At 64.7% G+C, this 17,653-nt stretch carries 15 protein-coding genes and 1 pseudogene; 7 read left to right on the plus strand and 9 right to left on the minus strand.

All coding sequences use genetic code 11. From position 1 onward, the window contains the following. Positions 1–121 precede the first annotated feature (121 nt). Together OE647_RS13035 and mnmA are read right to left on the minus strand one after the other, a co-directional pair. Positions 122–749 (minus strand): annotated as a pseudogene (locus OE647_RS13035) (transposase family protein); the annotation flags it as partial. Between the two features lie 77 nt (positions 750–826). After that, positions 827–1,966, minus strand: coding sequence for a tRNA 2-thiouridine(34) synthase MnmA (gene mnmA, locus OE647_RS13040; protein ID WP_263722180.1), 1,140 nt, complete (start codon positions 1,964–1,966; stop codon positions 827–829). 124 nt (positions 1,967–2,090) lie between these two features. On the opposite strand from mnmA, the gene sciP reads away from it, so the two are divergent. From sciP to OE647_RS13065, 5 genes are all read left to right on the plus strand, one after another. Next, on the plus strand, positions 2,091–2,369 hold the full coding sequence (gene sciP / locus OE647_RS13045) for a CtrA inhibitor SciP (protein ID WP_263722181.1): 279 nt from the start codon (positions 2,091–2,093) through the stop codon (positions 2,367–2,369). A 93-nt stretch (positions 2,370–2,462) separates the two neighbouring features. Next, positions 2,463–3,170 (plus strand): response regulator transcription factor CtrA, encoded by a 708-nt coding sequence (gene ctrA, locus OE647_RS13050; protein ID WP_263722182.1) that lies wholly within the window; start codon positions 2,463–2,465, stop codon positions 3,168–3,170. Between the two features lie 70 nt (positions 3,171–3,240). Beyond that, the gene (gene ligA / locus OE647_RS13055) at positions 3,241–5,385 is read left to right on the plus strand and encodes an NAD-dependent DNA ligase LigA (protein WP_263722183.1); all 2,145 of its coding nucleotides are present in this window, start codon (positions 3,241–3,243) and stop codon (positions 5,383–5,385) included. After that, positions 5,382–7,469: an ATP-dependent DNA helicase RecG gene (gene recG, locus OE647_RS13060; protein ID WP_263722184.1), complete on the plus strand. Its 2,088-nt coding sequence runs from the start codon at positions 5,382–5,384 to the stop codon at positions 7,467–7,469. Before ligA ends, recG begins: the two co-directional genes overlap by 4 nt. A gap of 90 nt (positions 7,470–7,559) precedes the next feature. Continuing rightward, positions 7,560–7,682 (plus strand): hypothetical protein, encoded by a 123-nt coding sequence (locus OE647_RS13065; RefSeq protein ID WP_263722185.1) that lies wholly within the window; start codon positions 7,560–7,562, stop codon positions 7,680–7,682. Positions 7,683–7,851: 169 nt separating this feature from the next. Here OE647_RS13065 and OE647_RS13070 read toward each other — a convergent pair whose 3' ends face one another. Further along, on the minus strand, positions 7,852–8,295 hold the full coding sequence (locus OE647_RS13070) for an iron-sulfur cluster assembly scaffold protein (protein WP_263722186.1): 444 nt from the start codon (positions 8,293–8,295) through the stop codon (positions 7,852–7,854). Positions 8,296–8,358: 63 nt separating this feature from the next. On the opposite strand from OE647_RS13070, the gene hisI reads away from it, so the two are divergent. Then, positions 8,359–8,718: a phosphoribosyl-AMP cyclohydrolase gene (hisI, locus tag OE647_RS13075; protein WP_263722187.1), complete on the plus strand. Its 360-nt coding sequence runs from the start codon at positions 8,359–8,361 to the stop codon at positions 8,716–8,718. Between the two features lie 55 nt (positions 8,719–8,773). Here hisI and gluQRS read toward each other — a convergent pair whose 3' ends face one another. The 3 genes from gluQRS to gyrA form a co-directional block, all read right to left on the minus strand. After that, positions 8,774–9,610 carry a tRNA glutamyl-Q(34) synthetase GluQRS gene (gene gluQRS, locus OE647_RS13080; RefSeq protein ID WP_263722188.1) on the minus strand — a complete coding sequence of 279 codons (837 nt, stop codon included), beginning with the start codon at positions 9,608–9,610 and terminating at the stop codon, positions 8,774–8,776. Next, positions 9,610–10,950, minus strand: a complete 1,341-nt coding sequence (trmFO, locus tag OE647_RS13085; protein WP_263722189.1) for a methylenetetrahydrofolate--tRNA-(uracil(54)-C(5))-methyltransferase (FADH(2)-oxidizing) TrmFO — start codon at positions 10,948–10,950, stop codon at positions 9,610–9,612. The genes gluQRS and trmFO overlap by 1 nt, the downstream gene beginning before the upstream one ends. An 81-nt stretch (positions 10,951–11,031) precedes the next feature. Further along, positions 11,032–13,758, minus strand: coding sequence for a DNA gyrase subunit A (gene gyrA, locus OE647_RS13090; RefSeq protein WP_263722190.1), 2,727 nt, complete (start codon positions 13,756–13,758; stop codon positions 11,032–11,034). A gap of 202 nt (positions 13,759–13,960) precedes the next feature. On the opposite strand from gyrA, the gene OE647_RS13095 reads away from it, so the two are divergent. After that, complete coding sequence (locus OE647_RS13095; RefSeq protein ID WP_263722191.1) at positions 13,961–14,242, plus strand: usg protein; 282 nt, start codon at positions 13,961–13,963, stop codon at positions 14,240–14,242. A gap of 58 nt (positions 14,243–14,300) precedes the next feature. On the opposite strand, the gene OE647_RS13100 is transcribed toward OE647_RS13095, so the two are convergent. The 3 genes from OE647_RS13100 to rocF form a co-directional block, all read right to left on the minus strand. Continuing rightward, a complete protein-coding gene (locus OE647_RS13100; RefSeq protein ID WP_263722192.1) occupies positions 14,301–15,389 on the minus strand; it encodes a hypothetical protein in 1,089 nt (362 codons plus the stop codon). A gap of 190 nt (positions 15,390–15,579) precedes the next feature. Continuing rightward, positions 15,580–16,650, minus strand: a complete 1,071-nt coding sequence (locus OE647_RS13105; protein ID WP_263722193.1) for an ornithine cyclodeaminase — start codon at positions 16,648–16,650, stop codon at positions 15,580–15,582. Then, positions 16,650–17,576 carry an arginase gene (rocF, locus tag OE647_RS13110; protein WP_263722194.1) on the minus strand — a complete coding sequence of 309 codons (927 nt, stop codon included), beginning with the start codon at positions 17,574–17,576 and terminating at the stop codon, positions 16,650–16,652. Before rocF ends, OE647_RS13105 begins: the two co-directional genes overlap by 1 nt. Positions 17,577–17,653 lie beyond the last annotated feature (77 nt).

Genomic DNA, 17,653 nt, shown 5'->3' on the forward strand with positions numbered 1-17,653 from the left:
GTCATCGTCATCGCCGTCTCAGGTTTCAGGTTGCGCAACCCAAACCTGCTCCGAAGATCGACAGTGACCGCCAGCCTCGCACACCGCGTCGCTGGCCGCCTCCGACACCATGGGCTGCGGCACTATCCACCAGAACCGTTTGAACCTGATAGGGCAAAGCCTCGGGCATGTGCTGGAGTGGCTCCCAAGTCGTCTTTCAGCCAGCCGTTTCAACGAGTTGGACGACGGCGAATTTGGCCGTCCGGGCAATGTCGACGAACAGGTAGAGCTTGCCCTCGGTCGTCTGCACTTCGGCGATGTCGATGTGAACCGAAGGTCCGCGCGGCGAAAGAAGCCGATGGGTAGCGATTGAACTTCTGCCGCTTTGGCTTGTCGCCTTCCACATCCGGCAGACGCGAGATGCCATGGCGCTGGAGGCACCCGTGCAGCGCCGACCGGGTCAGGTGCGGGATCGAGGGCTGAAGGGCATAGAGGCAGTCGTCCAGCGGCAAGAGCGCATGGCCGCGGAACGCCACAACCGCCGCCGCCTCGGCCGCAGACAGCACGGTGGACCGGGGCTCAGTCGGTCCCGTCTGCAGATCCTCGACCGACGCCCGCTTGCGCCACTTCGCTACCGTCTTCGGATTGATCCCCAGCTCCAGGCTCAACTGCGCGAGCGAAGCTTGCGATCGCTGTACTGCCGCTCTGAAGGCGTGCCCTCGCCATCGGGCTTGAGCCGGTGGCGCCTCGCTGGCTCGATCGTGGCGCAGCCGTGACGAACTTGTCCCACGATGTCTCCTTCCATTCCTGCGAAAGGATCACACCATCAAACCGTGGGATGAAACACCTAGCGCCCCTTCCAGATCCAGCCGCCGCCCAGGATGCGACTTCCCCCGGTTTCGTAGAAGACGCAGGCTTGCCCCGGGCTGACGCCGGTTTCGGGGTCGAGAAGCTCGACCTCCGCCTCTGCCGGTCCCAGCGGGCGCACGATGGCGGGCCGGGGCGGGCGGGTCGAGCGCACCTTCACCGAGACATGGTGTTCGGCCTTGCCGTCGAAAGCCCCGTCGCCCAGCCAGTTGATCTCCCGCACCGGGATCACGCGGGTCGAAAGCGCCTCCTTCGGGCCGACGAGCACGCGGCGCGTGTCGGGATCGAGCCTCACGACATAAAGCGGATCGTCCAACCCACCGATGCCCAGGCCGCGGCGCTGGCCGATGGTGTAATGGATGACGCCCCGATGATCGCCCAGCACGTTGCCGTCCATGTCCACGATCTCTCCCGGGTCGGCCGCGCCGGGACGCAGTTTTTCGATCACCGCGGCGTAGTTGCCGCTCGGGACGAAGCAGATATCCTGGCTGTCCGGCTTGTCGGCAACCGACAGCCCGTATTTCGCCGCCAGCGCCCGCGTTTCAGCCTTGGATGCGAGATGCCCCAGCGGGAAGCGCAGGAAGTCGAGCTGTTCCGGCGTGGTCGAGAACAGGAAATAGCTCTGGTCGCGCGCGGGGTCGGCGGCGGCGTGAAGCTCAGCCCCCCCGGCGCCCATCTTGCGCTGAATGTAGTGCCCGGTCGCCATGCAGTCGGCATCAAGGTCGCGGGCGGTGGCGAGCAGATCCTTGAACTTCACCCGTTCATTGCAGCGGATGCAGGGCACCGGCGTGGCGCCCGCCAGGTAGGCGTCAGCGAACTCCTCGATCACGGCGTCACGGAAGATGTTTTCGTAATCGAGCACATAGTGTGGAAAGCCCATCGCCTCTGCCACGCGGCGGGCGTCATGGATGTCCTGACCTGCGCAACAGGCGCCCTTCTTTGCGAGCGCCGCGCCGTGATCGTAAAGCTGAAGCGTCACGCCGACGACATCGTAGCCTTCTTCCTTCAGCATGGCGGCGACCACCGAGCTGTCCACGCCGCCCGACATGGCGACGACGACGCGCGTTTGAGCGGGGGGCTTCGGCAGGCCGAGCGAATTGAGGGGGGCGTCCAGGGGCATTTCCGTCTCCGAGAGATGTGCGGGAATATAGGAAAATGCGACACAGTCGCAAGGCCGGGTTTCACCACCCCTTAAGCAAGCCGCCCGATGCTGTCCCCTGTGGTGAAGAAAGGAAGGTGTGGGGATGTATCTCAAGAGACTGAAGGGGCCGCGCGCGGTGACGTTGCCGGACGGATCCGTGATGACCCGGGCAGACCTGCCGCCAGCGGAGACCTGCCGCTGGGTGGCCAGCCGCAAGGCGAAGGTCGTCAAGGCCTTGGCCGCGGGGCTGATCACGCGTACAGAGGCGCGGGAACGCTACGACCTTTCCGAGGAAGAACTGGACCTTTGGTTCGAGGCCGTGGCGCGCCACGGGGTGAAGGCGCTCAAAGTCACCAAGATCCAGAAGTTCCGACAACTTTAGATTGTTGAGGTGAATTTCCGCGTTATGGTAACTGAGGGTTAACTATTCTCGGCAAGTCTCAGGTTATCGAGGGATGAAAGGGGAGATCTCCGGATGAGAATTCTGTTGGTGGAGGACGACCCGACCACTTCGCGCAGCATCGAACTGATGCTCACGCATGCGAACCTCAACGTCTATTGCACGGACCTTGGGGAAGAGGGGATCGATCTGGCGAAGCTTTACGACTACGACCTGATTCTGCTGGATCTCAACCTTCCGGACATGAACGGCCACGACGTTTTGCGCCAGTTGCGTCTGGCGAAGGTCGAAACGCCGATCCTGATCCTGTCTGGCGCGGATGACCCCGAGAACAAAATTCGCGGTTTCGGTTCGGGCGCGGACGATTACATGACCAAGCCCTTCCACCGTGAAGAACTGGTCGCGCGGATCCATGCGATCATCCGACGCTCCAAGGGTCACGCCCAGTCGATCATCCGGACCGGCAAGGTCAGCGTCAACCTGGACGCGAAAACGGTCGAGGTGGACGGCAAGGCAGTTCACCTGACGGGCAAGGAATACCAGATGCTGGAACTCCTGAGCCTCAGGAAGGGTACGACGCTCACGAAGGAGATGTTCCTCAACCATCTCTATGGCGGCATGGACGAGCCGGAGCTGAAGATCATCGATGTGTTCATCTGCAAGCTTCGCAAGAAGCTTGCCGAGGCGACGGGCGGCGAAAGCTATGTCGAGACGGTCTGGGGCCGGGGCTATGTGCTTCGCGAGCCTCTGGCGAACGACCGCCGCGTCGCCATCGGCGCCTGAGGGCTGGCAGCCACTGGACCTTGGGCGCGACGCCGCCTAACACTCGGAAGGTGACTTCCAGGGGGCGGCGATGGTTGCGAAAGATGCGGGCGCGGTGCGCGACATTCCGGTGACGGCGCTGTCCGCTGCGCAGGCGCGGGCCGAATGGAGCGATCTCGCGGCAGCCGTTCAGCGCGCGAATCAGGCCTACCATGCCGAGGATGCGCCGGAGATCTCCGACGCGGTGTATGACGCGCTGAAGCGCCGTCTTGCCGAGATCGAAGCGCGGTTCCCCGCGCTTGCCTCCGAAGGGAGCCCCACCGCGCAGATCGGGGCGGCACCGTCCGAGACCTTTGCCAAGGTTCGGCACGCCGTTCGCATGCTGAGCCTCGAAAACGCCTTCGACGCCGAGGAAGTTCGCGACTTCGATGACAGGGTCCGGAAATACCTGAACATTGGGCCCGGGACCCCGCTGCGCTACACGGCGGAACCCAAGATCGATGGTCTGTCACTATCCCTGCGCTACGTCGGCGGAAAGCTTGTGCAGGCGGCCACCCGCGGCGATGGTGAGACCGGAGAAAACGTCACCGCGAATGCACGTACCATCGCGGATATTCCCGAAGCGATTCCAGACGCGCCGGAAGTCCTAGAGGTCCGCGGCGAGGTTTACATGGGCCATACGGACTTCGCTTCGCTGAATGATCGTCAGGCTGCGGCGGGCGAAAAAACCTTCGCCAATCCCCGCAACGCGGCGGCAGGGAGCCTGCGCCAACTCAACGCCGCAATCACGGCGGCGCGGCCGCTACGCTTCTTCGCCTATGCCTGGGGTGAGGCGAGCGCCCCGCTCGCGGGTAGCCAGATGGAGGCCGTTCAGCGCCTTTCCGCCATGGGGTTCCAGACCAATCCACTCACCCGGATTTGTGCCGGGCCCGAGGAGTTGCTCGTCGTTTACAAGGACATCGAAGCGCAGCGCGCGACGCTTGGTTATGACATCGATGGCGTCGTCTACAAGGTCGACGACCTGTCCTTGCAAGAGCGTCTCGGGCTCCGCTCCACTACGCCCCGCTGGGCCATCGCGCACAAGTTTCCCGCCGAGCTTGCCTGGACACGGCTGGAAGCCATTGACATCCAGGTTGGCCGAACCGGCGCGCTGAGCCCGGTCGCCCGGCTTTTGCCGGTCACTGTCGGCGGCGTCGTCGTCTCCAACGCCACGCTGCACAACGAGGACTACATTGCCGGGCGCGACTCCCGGGGGGAGCCCATCCGCGAGGGTAAGGATATCCGCGTCGGCGACTGGGTGCAGGTCTACCGCGCGGGCGATGTGATCCCGAAGGTTGCCGATGTCGATCTGTCGAAACGCCCGGCAGGGGCGCAGCCTTATGCCTTCCCGTCGGTCTGCCCCGAATGTGGCTCGGACGCGGTGCGGGAGGAGGGCGATTCCGTCCGCCGCTGCACCGGCGGCATGATCTGCCCCGCGCAGGCGGTCGAGCGACTGAAGCACTTCGTCTCTCGCGGGGCCTTCGATGTCGAGGGGCTAGGCGCCAAGCAGATCGAAATGTTCTTCAACGACCCGGTGCTGCCCATCCGTGAACCGGCCCAGATCTTCTCGCTTCAGCGTCGCGATGCCGGGAACCTCGCCAAGCTGACGAACCGGGAAGGCTTTGGTGAGAAGTCCGCGAAGAACCTCTTTCAGGCCATTGAGGACAGGCGGAAAATTGAGCTTCGCCGCGTGATCTTCTCCCTGGGTATCCGCCATGTCGGCGAAAGCGCGGCAGGGCTGCTCGCTAACCACTTCGGCACCTGGGAGGCGTTTGAGACCGCCGTCACCGCTGCCCGCATCGGCGAGGGGCCGGAGTGGGCGGACCTTCTGTCCATCGACGGGGTGGGCGCGGTCATGGCGGCCTCGCTTGTCAACGCCTTCCACCAGGCGGCCGAACGCGCGTTGATTGACCGGCTCGTGGCAGAGCTGGAGATCCTGCCGGCCGAGCGGCGCGGCCCGGTGGAAAGTCCGGTTGCCGGCAAGACGGTTGTCTTCACCGGGACGTTGGAGAAGATGACCCGGGCCGAGGCCAAGGCGCGGGCGGAGGCCCTTGGCGCCAAGGTGTCGGGCTCTGTTTCGGCCAAGACCGATCTTGTCATCGCCGGGCCTGGTGCCGGATCCAAGGCGAAGGAGGCCGAACGGCTGGGCGTCGATATCATCGACGAGGACGCCTGGCTGCGGCTGATCGGCGGATGAGCCGCCCGGCCGTCCTCTTTCCGCTTTTCGCGGGGGTGGAGACGCTGCCGGGCGTCGGCGCGAAAACCGCCAGGAACCTTGAGCAGATCGACATCGCGCGCCCGCGCGACATGCTCTTCACCCTGCCGGTTTCTGGGGTGGATCGGGCCCTGCGCGACACCATCGTTGGCATCACGCCCCCGACGACGGTCACGGTGGAGGTGACGGTTGGCGCCCATGTGCCGCCACGGCGCAAGGGCGGGCCCGCGCGGGTCTTCGTCCGCGATGCCAAGACCGAGTTCCAACTGGTTTTCTTTCACGCGCGGGGCGATTTCCTGACGCGCCACCTGCCCACGGGGCAGCGCCGGGTGGTCTCCGGCAAGCTGGAAATCTTCGACGGCCTCGCCCAGATCGTCCATCCCGATCACATCCTGAGACCGGAAGAGGCCGGGGACCTTCCGGCTTTCGAGCCGATCTATCCGCTGACGGCGGGGGTTACGCAGAAGTTGATGCAGAAGGCGGCGGAGGGGGCACTTGACCGGTTGCCGGATCTTGCCGAATGGGCCGATCCGCCGCTGGTGGCGCGTGAGGGTTGGCCCAGTTGGGCGGATGCCTTACGGGCAATGCACCGGCCGGCGCAGATGGCGGACCTGTCGCCCAACGCGCCCGCGCGCCAGCGGCTGGCTTATGACGAACTTTTTGCCCATCAACTGACCCTCGCGCTCGCTCGAAGCGCGCTACGGCGCGGGAAGGGGCGGGCGAGCAAGGGCGACGGGCATCTGCGCCAGCGGGTGCTGGCCGCGCTACCCTACCGGCCAACCGGCGCCCAGGACCGTGCGGTGGCCGAGATCGTGGCCGACATGGCCTCCGACCGGCGGATGAACCGGCTTTTGCAGGGGGACGTGGGATCGGGCAAGACCCTGGTCGCGTTCCTGGCGCTCCTGAACGCGGTGGAGGCCGGGGGGCAGGGCGTGATGATGGCACCGACCGAAATCCTTGCCCGCCAGCATCTGGACGGCCTTCGTCCGCTCGCCGAAAGCGCCGGTGTGCGGCTTGATATCCTGACGGGCCGCGACCGGGGCGCCGAACGGGTGGCCAAGCTTGCCGATCTCGCGGCGGGGAAGATCGCGATCCTTGTCGGCACCCACGCGGTCTTCCAGAAGGACGTGGCATTCGCCGATCTGAGGCTTGCCATCATCGACGAACAGCACCGCTTCGGCGTCTCGCAGCGGATGGAGCTGGGGGCGAAGGGCCATGCAGCCGATGTTCTGGTGATGACGGCGACGCCAATCCCGCGATCATTGAGCCTTGCTCAATATGGCGATATGGACGTGTCGGTGCTGGACGAAAAGCCCGCCGGCCGCAAGCCGGTCAAGACCGCGCTCGTCTCCACCCAGCGGATGGAGGAAGTCGTTGATCACCTGCGTCGCGCGCTGCACGAGGGGCGGCGCGCCTATTGGGTCTGCCCGCTGGTGGAGGAAAGCGAGCTTGTGGACCTGACGGCGGCCGAGGAACGCTTCCGAATGCTGCGCGCCACGCTGGGCGAAGGCGTCGTGGGCCTGGTTCACGGGCAGATGCCGCCGGCTGAGAAGGATGCGGCCATGGCCGACTTCGTGGCAGGACGGACCCGCGTTCTGGTCGCGACCACGGTGATCGAGGTGGGCGTCAACGTGCCAGAGGCCTCGATCATGGTGATCGAACGGGCGGAGAGCTTCGGTCTTGCGCAGTTGCACCAGTTGCGCGGGCGGGTCGGACGGGGCACCGAGGCCTCCACCTGCCTGCTGATGTATCAGGCGCCCTTGTCCGACACCGCCGAGCGGCGGCTGTCGATCCTGCGTGAAACGGAGGACGGCTTCCGCATCGCGGAGGAGGACCTGGCCATGCGTGGGGCGGGCGACCTGATCGGAACCGCGCAATCCGGCCTGCCGCGCTTTCGCATCGCGGATCTGGAGCGCCAGGCAGGCCTTATGGCCATCGCGCAAAGCGATGCGCGGCGTCTTCTGGCTGAGGACCCCGGCCTGACCGGTGCGCGGGGCGAGGCCGTCCGCGTTCTTCTTTGGCTGATGGAGCAGGACCGCGCGATCCGTCTGATCAGTGTCGGATAGTTTCCGCTAAAGTTCACATTTGTTCTCATTAAGTTCTTTACAAATGGTAAATCATATGAGAACAAATAAGCAACACAGGTGGAGGTTCCGATGAAATTCGATCTGAAATCCGTACTCGTCCGCTCGTCCGGCACGTTGGCGCAGGACGCCGCAGGGCTGGCCTCCCTGATCGTGATGCTTGTGATTGGCCTTCATCTGCCCGGTCTTCTCTGACCCGGCCTTCGTTACTGCCTCGCGGTTTTCCTTCCCGGCGGTGCCGATCCCCCGGCACCAGACTCGCCTGTCCGGCGCGGCCTGTCCCCCAAGCTCGCCGCCCGTTGCCGGGGCGCACGGAAATATCGCTGACTGCCGCCGCCGTCGTTTCGACGTGCGGCGGTTTTTTTTATGCCGCGGCTTCGGCGCTGGCAAAGGCCTCCGCGGTCGCCTCAAGCGCGAGCAGAATGGAGGCGTGGCGGTTCTTGTAATCGCGGGCGGGCAACAAAACCTCCAGCCCGTCGAAGGGGGCGGAAGGTACCGGGCCGCCTTCCTTCAACATGGCGCGCAATTCGTCGCGAGCCTTTTCGACCTCGGCGCGCGTCCGCCCGATGATGGCGCCACCGACCACGGCGGCAGAGGCCTGACCCAGTGCGCAGGCCTTCACATCCTGCGCGAAATCAGCGATCCGCCCGTCTTCGACGACCAGATCGACCGTCACGGTCGATCCGCACAGCGGAGAGCGGCGCCGCGCGGTGGCCGTCGGCTGCGCAAGACGTCCCAGGTGCGGAATATCGGCCGCAAGAGCGAGGATCCGCTGCGAATAAAGCTTGATCAGTTCGCTGTCGCTCATGACTTTCCCCTGCGGCTTGCGTCCCATAAATAAGGGAACATGCGGCGTTTGCAAAGGTGAGCCATGACCTTCGATCCTACGACCTTGCGCTATGACGAACGCGGGTTGATCCCCGCCATCGCGCAGGACCATGCCTCGCGCGAGGTGCTGATGCTGGCCTGGATGAACGCCGAGGCGGTTGCCCGGACGATCGAGACCGGCCGCGTGACCTATTGGTCGCGCTCGCGTGGGGCGTTCTGGGTCAAGGGCGAAAGCTCGGGCCATGTGCAGCGGTTGGTGGAACTGCGCCTGGATTGCGACCGCGACTGCCTTCTGGCGCTGGTCGAGCAGACGGGGCCGGCCTGCCACACCAATCGGCGGTCCTGCTTCTATACCGCCCTGCGCGGCGGCGATGAGGTCGAGATCCTGCAGCCGGAGGCGTGAGCGCACCTGCGGATGCCTCCGGCGGGGGTATTGGGGCAATGAAGAAGCCGCGGTCTCAGGAAAGCCCAACCATGTTGCGGATGTCGGCGGGGGTGGCGCCATCCTCTCGGTACTTGCGGATGGCGCGGGCATCGTCGCGCTTGGCGAGCCGCTTGCCGTTCTCGTCCCGGATCAGCCGGTGGTGGTGGTAGACCGGTGTCGGCAGGTCGAAAAGGTGCTGAAGGATCACCTGGATCGGCGTGAACTCGAACAGATCCTCGCCCCGGATCACATGGGTGATACCCTGATCGGCATCGTCGAAGGCGGATGCGAGGAAATAGGCGACGATGTCCTCGCCCTTGCGGCTCAGGACCACGTCGCCGATCGTTGCCAAAGCGAGTTCGGGGTCGACGACCTGCCGACCGCAATGCGTCGGGCCGGTTTCCGTGAAAGTCAGGTCCTGTCTGGCCAGGACCGAAAGCGCCTTACCCAGGTCTAGCCTGAGGGCGTCGCCGGGCAGGCGGCTGGCCAGTGTGCGGCTCCGGCAGATGCCCGGATAGACGGGATGGGCCACGCCCTCCTGCGGGGCGGAAAGGGCCGCGCGGATGTCGCCTCGGGTGCAGGAGCAGGGATAGAGGAGCCCACGTTCGTCCAAGGTTTCAAGGCGCGCATTGTAGGTCGCGATCTTGTCCGACTGGCGCAGTACGTCACCGTCCCAGGTCAGCCCGAGCCAGGCCAGATCCTCGATGATCAGCGCCTCCCACTCGGGGCGGCAGCGTTGCAGGTCGGTGTCCTCCATCCGAAGGAGGAACTCTCCGCCGGCTGCGCGCGCCATGTCATGGGCGAGGATCACGGAATAGGCATGGCCAAGGTGCAATGGGCCCGTGGGCGAGGGCGCGAAGCGCGTCCGCATCAGGGCTGAATCTGAAGCCATTGGGAAAACGAAGTTTTCGCGCGATCGGTGTAGGCCTTGTAACGGTCCTTGCGGCCGCGGCGCCCCCCCTTGGCGTCGATCGGGGGGAAGAGGCCGAAGTTCACGTTCATGGGCTGGAAAGTCTTCGCCTCGGCGCCCCCGGTGATGTGCGTCACGAGCGCGCCCATCGCGGTTTCGGGGCCGGGCGGCGGGAGGTCGCGGCCGAGGATCTCCGCCGCCGCCATGCGCCCCGCCAGAAGGCCCATCGCAGCGCTTTCGACATAGCCCTCGACCCCGGTGATCTGGCCCGCAAAGCGGATATGGGGCCGCGCCTTCAGCCGCATCTGGGCGTCAAGCAGCGTGGGGGAGTTGATGAAGGTGTTGCGGTGAATGCCGCCGAGGCGCGCGAAGCTTGCATTCTCTAGTCCCGGAATCATCCGGAAAACATTGGTTTGCGCGCCATACTTCATCTTCGTCTGAAAGCCGACGATATTATAGAGCGTGCCCAGCGCGTTGTCGCGGCGCAGTTGGACGACGGCGTAGGGCTTCACGTCCGGTCGGTGGGCGTTGGTCAGGCCGACGGGCTTCATCGGGCCGAAGCGCAGCGTGTCGCGGCCGCGCTCGGCCATGACTTCGATCGGCAGGCAGCCGTCGAAGTATCCTGCCGTCTCGCCCTCGTGAAACTCGGTCTTGTCGGCAGCCAGAAGCGCGTCGATGAAGGCCTCGTACTGGTCGCGGTTCATCGGGCAGTTCATGTAGGCGGTGCGCTCCGCCTCCGTTTCGCCCTTGTCGTAGCGCGATTGCATCCAGGCGACCGACATGTCCACGCTTTCGGCATAGACGATGGGGGCGATGGCGTCGAAGAAGGCCAGTTGCTCGGCCCCGGTTTCGGATCGGATTGCCTGGCCAAGCGCGGCGGAGGTCAGGGGGCCGGTCGCGATGATCCAGTAGCCTAATGAGGGAAGGTCCTTAACTTCCTCTTCCGAAACGGAAATCAGAGGATGGGCGCGCAGGCGTGCGGTCACGGTTTCCGCGAAGGGATCGCGGTCGACGGCCAGCGCGCCGCCAGCGGGAAGCCGGTGGGCCTGGGCCGATTCCATGATCAGCCCGCCCGCCGCGCGCATCTCCCAGTGCAGCAGCCCCACCGCGTTGCGTTCATCGTCGTCGGAGCGGAAGGAGTTGGAGCACACCATCTCCGCCAACAGGCCGGTCTTGTGGGCGAAGGTGCCAACCTTGGGGCGCATTTCGTGGATGACCACGGGCACGCCCATGGACGCGGCCTGCCAGGCGGCTTCCGATCCGGCCATGCCGCCGCCGATGATGTGGAGCGTTTCTGTCATGGCGCGGGGTTTACGCCAGATCGCGGCAAACGAAAAGGGGCGGCGCAAGGGCCGCCCCGTTCCAAGCCCGCTGTTCGTAGCTTATTCTTCGGCTGTCTCGTCCTCGCCCTGTTCGGCGATGCGGGCGACGGACACGACTTCTTCCCCCGCGCCGGTATCGAAGACCTTCACCCCCCCGGCAGAGCGGGAGCGGAAGCTGATGCCATCGACCGGACAGCGGATCGACTGGCCGGTCGAGGTCGCCAGCATGATCTGGTCGTCCGGATCAACGGGGAAGCAGGCAACGAGCCGCCCGCCGCGTGTTCCGGTCGAGATCGCCTTGACCCCTTGGCCGCCACGCCCGCGCACCGGGTAGTCGTGCGAGGAGGTCAGCTTGCCGAGGCCCGAGGTTGTGACTGTCAGGATCAGGTCCTCCGCCGCCGACATCTCGGCGTAGCGTTCGGGGGTCAGCTGGCCCGCCGCCACATCCTCCTCGTCGTCCTCCACCTCGTCTTCGGTTACGCCGGCCATCAGGCGGCGCTGCTTCAGATAGGCGGCGCGTTCGGCCGGGTCGGCGTCGAAATGGCGGATGACGGACATGGACACCACGCGGTCGTTCGCACCCAGGCGGATGCCACGCACGCCGGTGGAATCGCGCCCTTTGAAGACGCGCACCTCGGTCGTGGGGAAGCGGATCGCGCGCCCTTCGGCGGTGATCAGCATTACATCGTCCTGCTCATCGCAGATCCGCGCATTCACGAGGCTGACGCCCTCCGGCAGCTTCATCGCGATCTTGCCGTTGCGCATGACGTTGGTGAAGTCCGACAGGGCGTTGCGGCGCACGTCGCCTTCGGAGGTCGCGAAGAATATCTGGAGGTTTTGCCATTCCTCCTCCGGCACATCCACGGGCATGAGGGCGGCGATCGACACACCCTGCGCGATCGGCAGGATGTTGATGATGGCCTTGCCCTTCGCGGTGCGGCCCGCCAGCGGCAGGCGCCAGCACTTCAGCTTGTAGACCATGCCGTCGGTCGTGAAGAACAGAAGCTGCGTATGCGTGTTGGCGACGAAGAGCGTGGTGACCACGTCGTCTTCCTTCGTCGCCATGCTGGCCAAGCCCTTGCCGCCACGGCGCTGGCTGCGGAATTCGGCCAGCGGAGTGCGCTTGATGTAGCCGCCCGAGGTGATGGTAACGACCATATCCTCGCGCTCAATCAGGTCCTCGTCCTCCAGATCGCCGGCCCAGTCCATGATCTCGGTCCGGCGGGGAACGGCGAAGGCGGTCTTCACCTCGTTCAGCTCGGTCGAGATGATTGCCATGATCCGCTCGCGCGAGGACAGAATATCCAGGTAATCCTTGATTTTGGCAGCAAGCTCTTCAAGCTCGTCCGTGACCTCCTTTACCCCCATTGCCGTCAGACGCTGAAGGCGCAGGTCCAGGATCGCGCGGGCCTGGGTTTCGGATAGGTTGTAGGTCCCGTCCTCATTCATCTTGTGGGTGGGATCGTCGATCAGGCGGATATAGGGGGCGATATCGGCGGCGGGCCAGCGCCGCGACATCAACCGCTCGCGTGCCTCGGCCGGATCGGCGGAGGCGCGGATGGTGGCGACGACCTCGTCCACGTTCGAAACGGCGACGGCCAGACCGCAGAGGATATGGCTGCGCTCCCGCGCCTTGCGGAGCTCGAACGCCGTGCGGCGCGCCACAACTTCCTCTCGGAAGGTGATGAAATGCGACAGAAAATCGCGCAGCGTTAACGTCTCTGGCCGGCCGCCGTTCAGCGCCAGCATGTTGCAGCCGAAAGAAGTCTGCATGGGCGAGAAGCGGTAAAGCTGGTTCAACACCACTTCGGGTGTAGCATCGCGCTTCAGCTCGATGACGACACGCACGCCGACGCGGTCGCTTTCGTCCTGCACATGGGCGATGCCCTCGATCCGCTTGTCGCGGACCATCTCGGCGATCTTCTCGATCATCGAGGCCTTGTTGACCTGGTAGGGGATCTCATCCAAGACGATGGCATAGCGATCCTTGCGGATCTCCTCGACCCGCGTCTTCGCCCGGATGATGACGCTGCCGCGACCCTCAAGGTAGGCCTTGCGCGCGCCGGAACGGCCAAGGATCAGCCCGCCCGTCGGAAAGTCGGGGGCCGGCACGATCTCCATCAGCTGTTCCATGGAGATGTCGGGGTTCTCGATCAGCGCCAGCGTGGCGTCCACGACCTCGCCCAGGTTGTGGGGCGGGATGTTGGTGGCCATGCCGACCGCGATGCCGCCCGCGCCGTTGACCAGCATGTTGGGGAAGCGCGCCGGTAGGACCGTCGGTTCCTTGTCCTTGCCGTCGTAGTTGTCCTGGAAATCGACGGTGTCTTTCTCGATATCCGCCAGCAACGCGGCCGCCGGTTTGTCCATGCGCACCTCGGTGTAGCGCATGGCCGCGGCGTTATCCCCGTCCATCGAGCCAAAGTTGCCCTGGCCGTCCAGCAACGGCAGCGACATCGAGAAATCCTGCGCCATCCGCACCAGCGCGTCATAGATCGCGGCGTCGCCGTGGGGGTGATACTTACCCATCACATCGCCCACCGGGCGCGCGGACTTGCGGTAGGGTTTGTCGTGGCCGTTGCCGGTTTCGTGCATCGCGTAAAGGATGCGCCGGTGAACCGGTTTCAGCCCGTCGCGCAGGTCCGGGATGGCGCGGCTCACGATCACGCTCATCGCGTAATCGAGATAGGCCGTCTTCATTTCCTCGGCGATGTCGACGGTCGGGCCGTCATACATCATCCGGCGCGGCTTTTCGCCTGCGTTTTCAGGGGTTTCCGGGGTGTCGGTCACGGATGCTCGCCCATATTTGATTGGCGGCCAAAGGGGGCCATATGTTGTTGTGCGCGACTATATCCCATCCCATCTGTTGGGTGCAATGGCAGGTGGGCCGATTGTCCGCGCATGCGGTTGCCAAAGTCCCAACACATTGTTTTCATTGAAAAGGTGCAGGTCTTTGGCAAACTAAACACCTGAGGCGATTCAGGAGGGTGCCATGCGGGCGGAAGGACCGGGCGCGGAAACCGAGCTGATGCTCAAGGGATACGGGCTCACCACGGCGGAGCTTTACTACAGGATGCCGGATTTCCAGAGCGTTCTGAACTCTTTCATCTGGCAGGAATACGACCTTGCCCCGGACTATCCGGAACTGTTCCGGTTCATCGAGTTCTGGCAGGAAAAGATCGAGGGGCCCTTGCATTCAGTGCGCTTTTGCCACCGAAAGCTGATCGCCCCCGGCGAGTGGCGAAACGTGGTGGGGGAGTTCCGCATTCACTAGCCCCGCGCCGCGCGGGCGCGGGGTCATGGGGCGCGTCACGGCCGGGCGTGCCCTGCTTTTACCATGCCGGTGCCTCTTTCATCAGCAAGATGCCGGGATGCAGGCAGCGGATAATTTCCCGCTCCATGCAGCGGCGGAAAAGCGGCGTGAAACTTGCCGTCGCGGCCGCCGGGTTCGAGGCGACGATGCCGATCACCGCACTGGCCAGCGCCGATCGGACCGCGCAGGTCTCCGCGATGCGGAAAATCAACTGCCCGACGCTTTGCGGCATGGCGAAGTAAACGTAAAAAACCAGCTTGGCAATGCGCACCCGCAGCACCGGCAGCGTGACCGTGATCCAGCTGCATCCGATGCGGATCCGGTGGCGCACCCATTCGATCTTGAATTCGGGCCAGGCGGCAAGCGACAGAAGCTTGAGCTGATGGTGGTTCATCACCCCGCAGTCGACCGGCTTCAGCGCCGCGACGATACGGTCCAGCGCCGCGTTCACTTTTGCCGGGTCATTGGCCCCGCCCTGAGTGACGACCTCGGTCGTCATCGGGTTGGTCGGCGCTTCCCCGTCGTCGATGATCAACTCCTCATGGATCGGCTTCAACGTGACGCCATGCTCGGTCGACCAGGTGCGCATCGAATAGTCCCCGACGATCGAGATATCGGCGCCGACCGTGTCGTCGTCCTGGGCGTGCATGCCCAGAAGTGCGTCGCGTTGAGAGGTATCGACCTCGTAGCGCGACCCACGTTTTTGCAGCGTGATCGCCGTGTCCAGCACGAAGTCGTCCATCGTCAGGAGCGGGCCGAGATTGGCCGCGACCCAGGCCTCCACGTCCTCGCCATGCGCGTCGGGATCGTAGCGGGAGAGGAGGTCGAGCCCATGGTCAATCGCCGCGTCCGAGATCCCGTCGCGGAAGAAAAGCCAGTATTCGGCCGTCATCTCCAGATCCTGCCCATAGGCGACGGTCACGCGGTGTATGCCCACGCTGGCGCCGTCCTGGCTGGGGTTCTGGGGCGTGCCGCTGCTACCCTCGTAAAGCTGCCAATGTTCCTCGACCAGGTAGGTCACCGGCAATCGCTCGGACTGCGGAGGGCCGCTCGGCCTGCGGTCGGCGGGGTTATGGGTGAAGCCCGGCGGCGTCGGCGGCTCAATCACGCGCCGATCTTGCGCTGTATTGTAAATAAATCGCTTCAGATCGGGATCGTCGAAGGAAATGGTAGCGTCGAAGAATATGGGCATATCGCCTCCCTGAGTTGCAGCCGGGGCCGAAACTCATTGAAAAAATTGGCGATAATGGGGCAGGGGGTGAGACGTGGAGGGCGGCGCAGGGCGCCGCCCCGCTGGATTAGCAGGCGGTCGCGAGCGGGCCTTGACCCGCGGCCTTCGCGCGCAGCAGCATCCCGAACAGATCGCGCGGATCGTCGGGATCGGCGATCATGTCGAGTTCATCGAAGAAGCGCGTGCCCTTCAGCCGGTCGTGGACGTAGCGCAACGCCGAGAAATCCTCGATCGCGAAGCCGACGCTGTCGAAAAGCGTGATCTGGCGGGCGTCGGTGCGGCCTTGCACCGCGCCGGTCATGACCTGCCAGAGCTCGGTCACCGGATGGTCGGCCTCAAGTTGCTGGATCTCGCCCTCAATCCGCGTCTGCGGCGGGTACTCGACGAAGATGGAGGAGCGCAGCAGGATGTCGCGGTGCAGCTCCGTCTTGCCGGGACAGTCGCCGCCGACCGCGTTGATGTGAACCCCGGCGCCGACGAGGTTATCAGTCAGGATCGTGGCGTTCTGCTTGTCCGCCGTGCAGGTCGTGATAATCCCCGCGCCCTCGACCGCTTCCTCCGGGCTGCGGCAGATCACGGTCCGAAGGCCGGTGGCCGCCAGGTTGCGGACGCACTTTTCAGTCGCCGCCGGGTCGATGTCGTATAGCCGCACGGTGTCGATGCCGCAGATCGCCTGGAAGGCGAGCGCCTGGAACTCGGCTTGGGCGCCGTTTCCGATCATCGCCATGGTCTTGACGCCCTTCGGCGCAAGGTGCTTGGCCGCAAGCGCCGACATTGCCGCCGTGCGCAGCGCGGTCAGGATCGTCATCTCGGTCAGAAGGATCGGGTAGCCGGTATTCACATCCGCCAGAAGCCCAAAGGCCGTAACGGTTTGCAGGCCTTCCTTCATGTTTTTCGGGTGACCGTTGACGTATTTGAAACCATACATCTCGCCATCCGAGGTCGGCATCAACTCGATCACCCCCACGTCCGAGTGCGAGGCGACGCGCGGCGTCTTGTCGAAGAGCGGCCAGCGTTTGAAATCGGCCTCGATATAGTCGGCGATCTCGGTCATCATGCGCGTCACACCAAGATGAAGGACGAGCTTCATCATGTTGTCCACGCTCACAAAAGGAACGACATTCAGTTTCTTGGTCATTATCCGAAGCTCCGGGTCGGGCGGTCAAAGACCTTGCGCCCCATCAGCGACCCGACAAGGTCCACCATGAGCCGCGCGGTCCGGCCGCGTTCATCAAGGAAAGGGTTGAGTTCAACGAGGTCGAGTGAGGTGACGAGGCCGCTTTCGTGCAGCAGTTCCATCACCAGATGCGCCTCGCGGAAGGTGATGCCGCCGGGCACGGTGGTGCCGACGGCCGGGGCGATACCGGGGTCGAGGAAATCCACGTCGAGTGAGACGTGCAGCATCCCGTTTTCTGCGCGCACCTTGTCGAGGAATTCGCGCAAGGGGGCGACGATACCGCGCTCATCCAGGACGCGCATGTCACAGATCGTGGCATCGCTTTCCAGCAGCCCCTCATGCTCGGGCCCATCGACGGAGCGGATGCCGTAAAGGCAGATACGCTCGGCCGGAACCGGGGCGGGGAAGGGCGGGAAGGCGTCGAAACCGGGGCGCCCCGCGATATAGGCCACCGGCGTGCCGTGCAGGTTGCCGGAGCTGGTGGTCAGCGGCGTGTGATAGTCCGAATGCGCGTCGAGCCAGAGAACGAAGAGCGGGCGGCCAGCGTCGCGCGCGTGGGCGGCCACGCCCGCGACCGAACCCAGCGAGAGCGAGTGGTCACCCCCCATGAAGATCGGGAAGCCCTCGGCCATCGCGCGCTTGCCCGTTTCGGCCAGAACCTCGGTCCAGCCCACGGTTTCGGCCAGCGAATGCACGGCCGCATTGGCGCAGGTCAAATCCCGGAGCCTGGGAAGGGCGACGTCGCCCCAGTCCTCGGCCCGGTTGCCGGTCTCGGCAATGGCGCGCCCGAGGCCTGCCACGCGAAAGGCGGCGGGGCCCATCAGGCATCCTTCGCGCTTTTGCCCGGTGTCGATGGGGGCGCCGATCAGGATACAGGTCTTGGTCATTGTGCAGGCCTCGTCGATTCAGGATTGCGCGCCAGTGTGTTGTCGTATTGTGTCAATACACACCCAGTTTTTTGTCG

Origin of the sequence: Albidovulum sediminicola, assembly GCF_025751575.1 — a bacterium.
GTDB lineage: Bacteria > Pseudomonadota > Alphaproteobacteria > Rhodobacterales > Rhodobacteraceae > Albidovulum > Albidovulum sediminicola.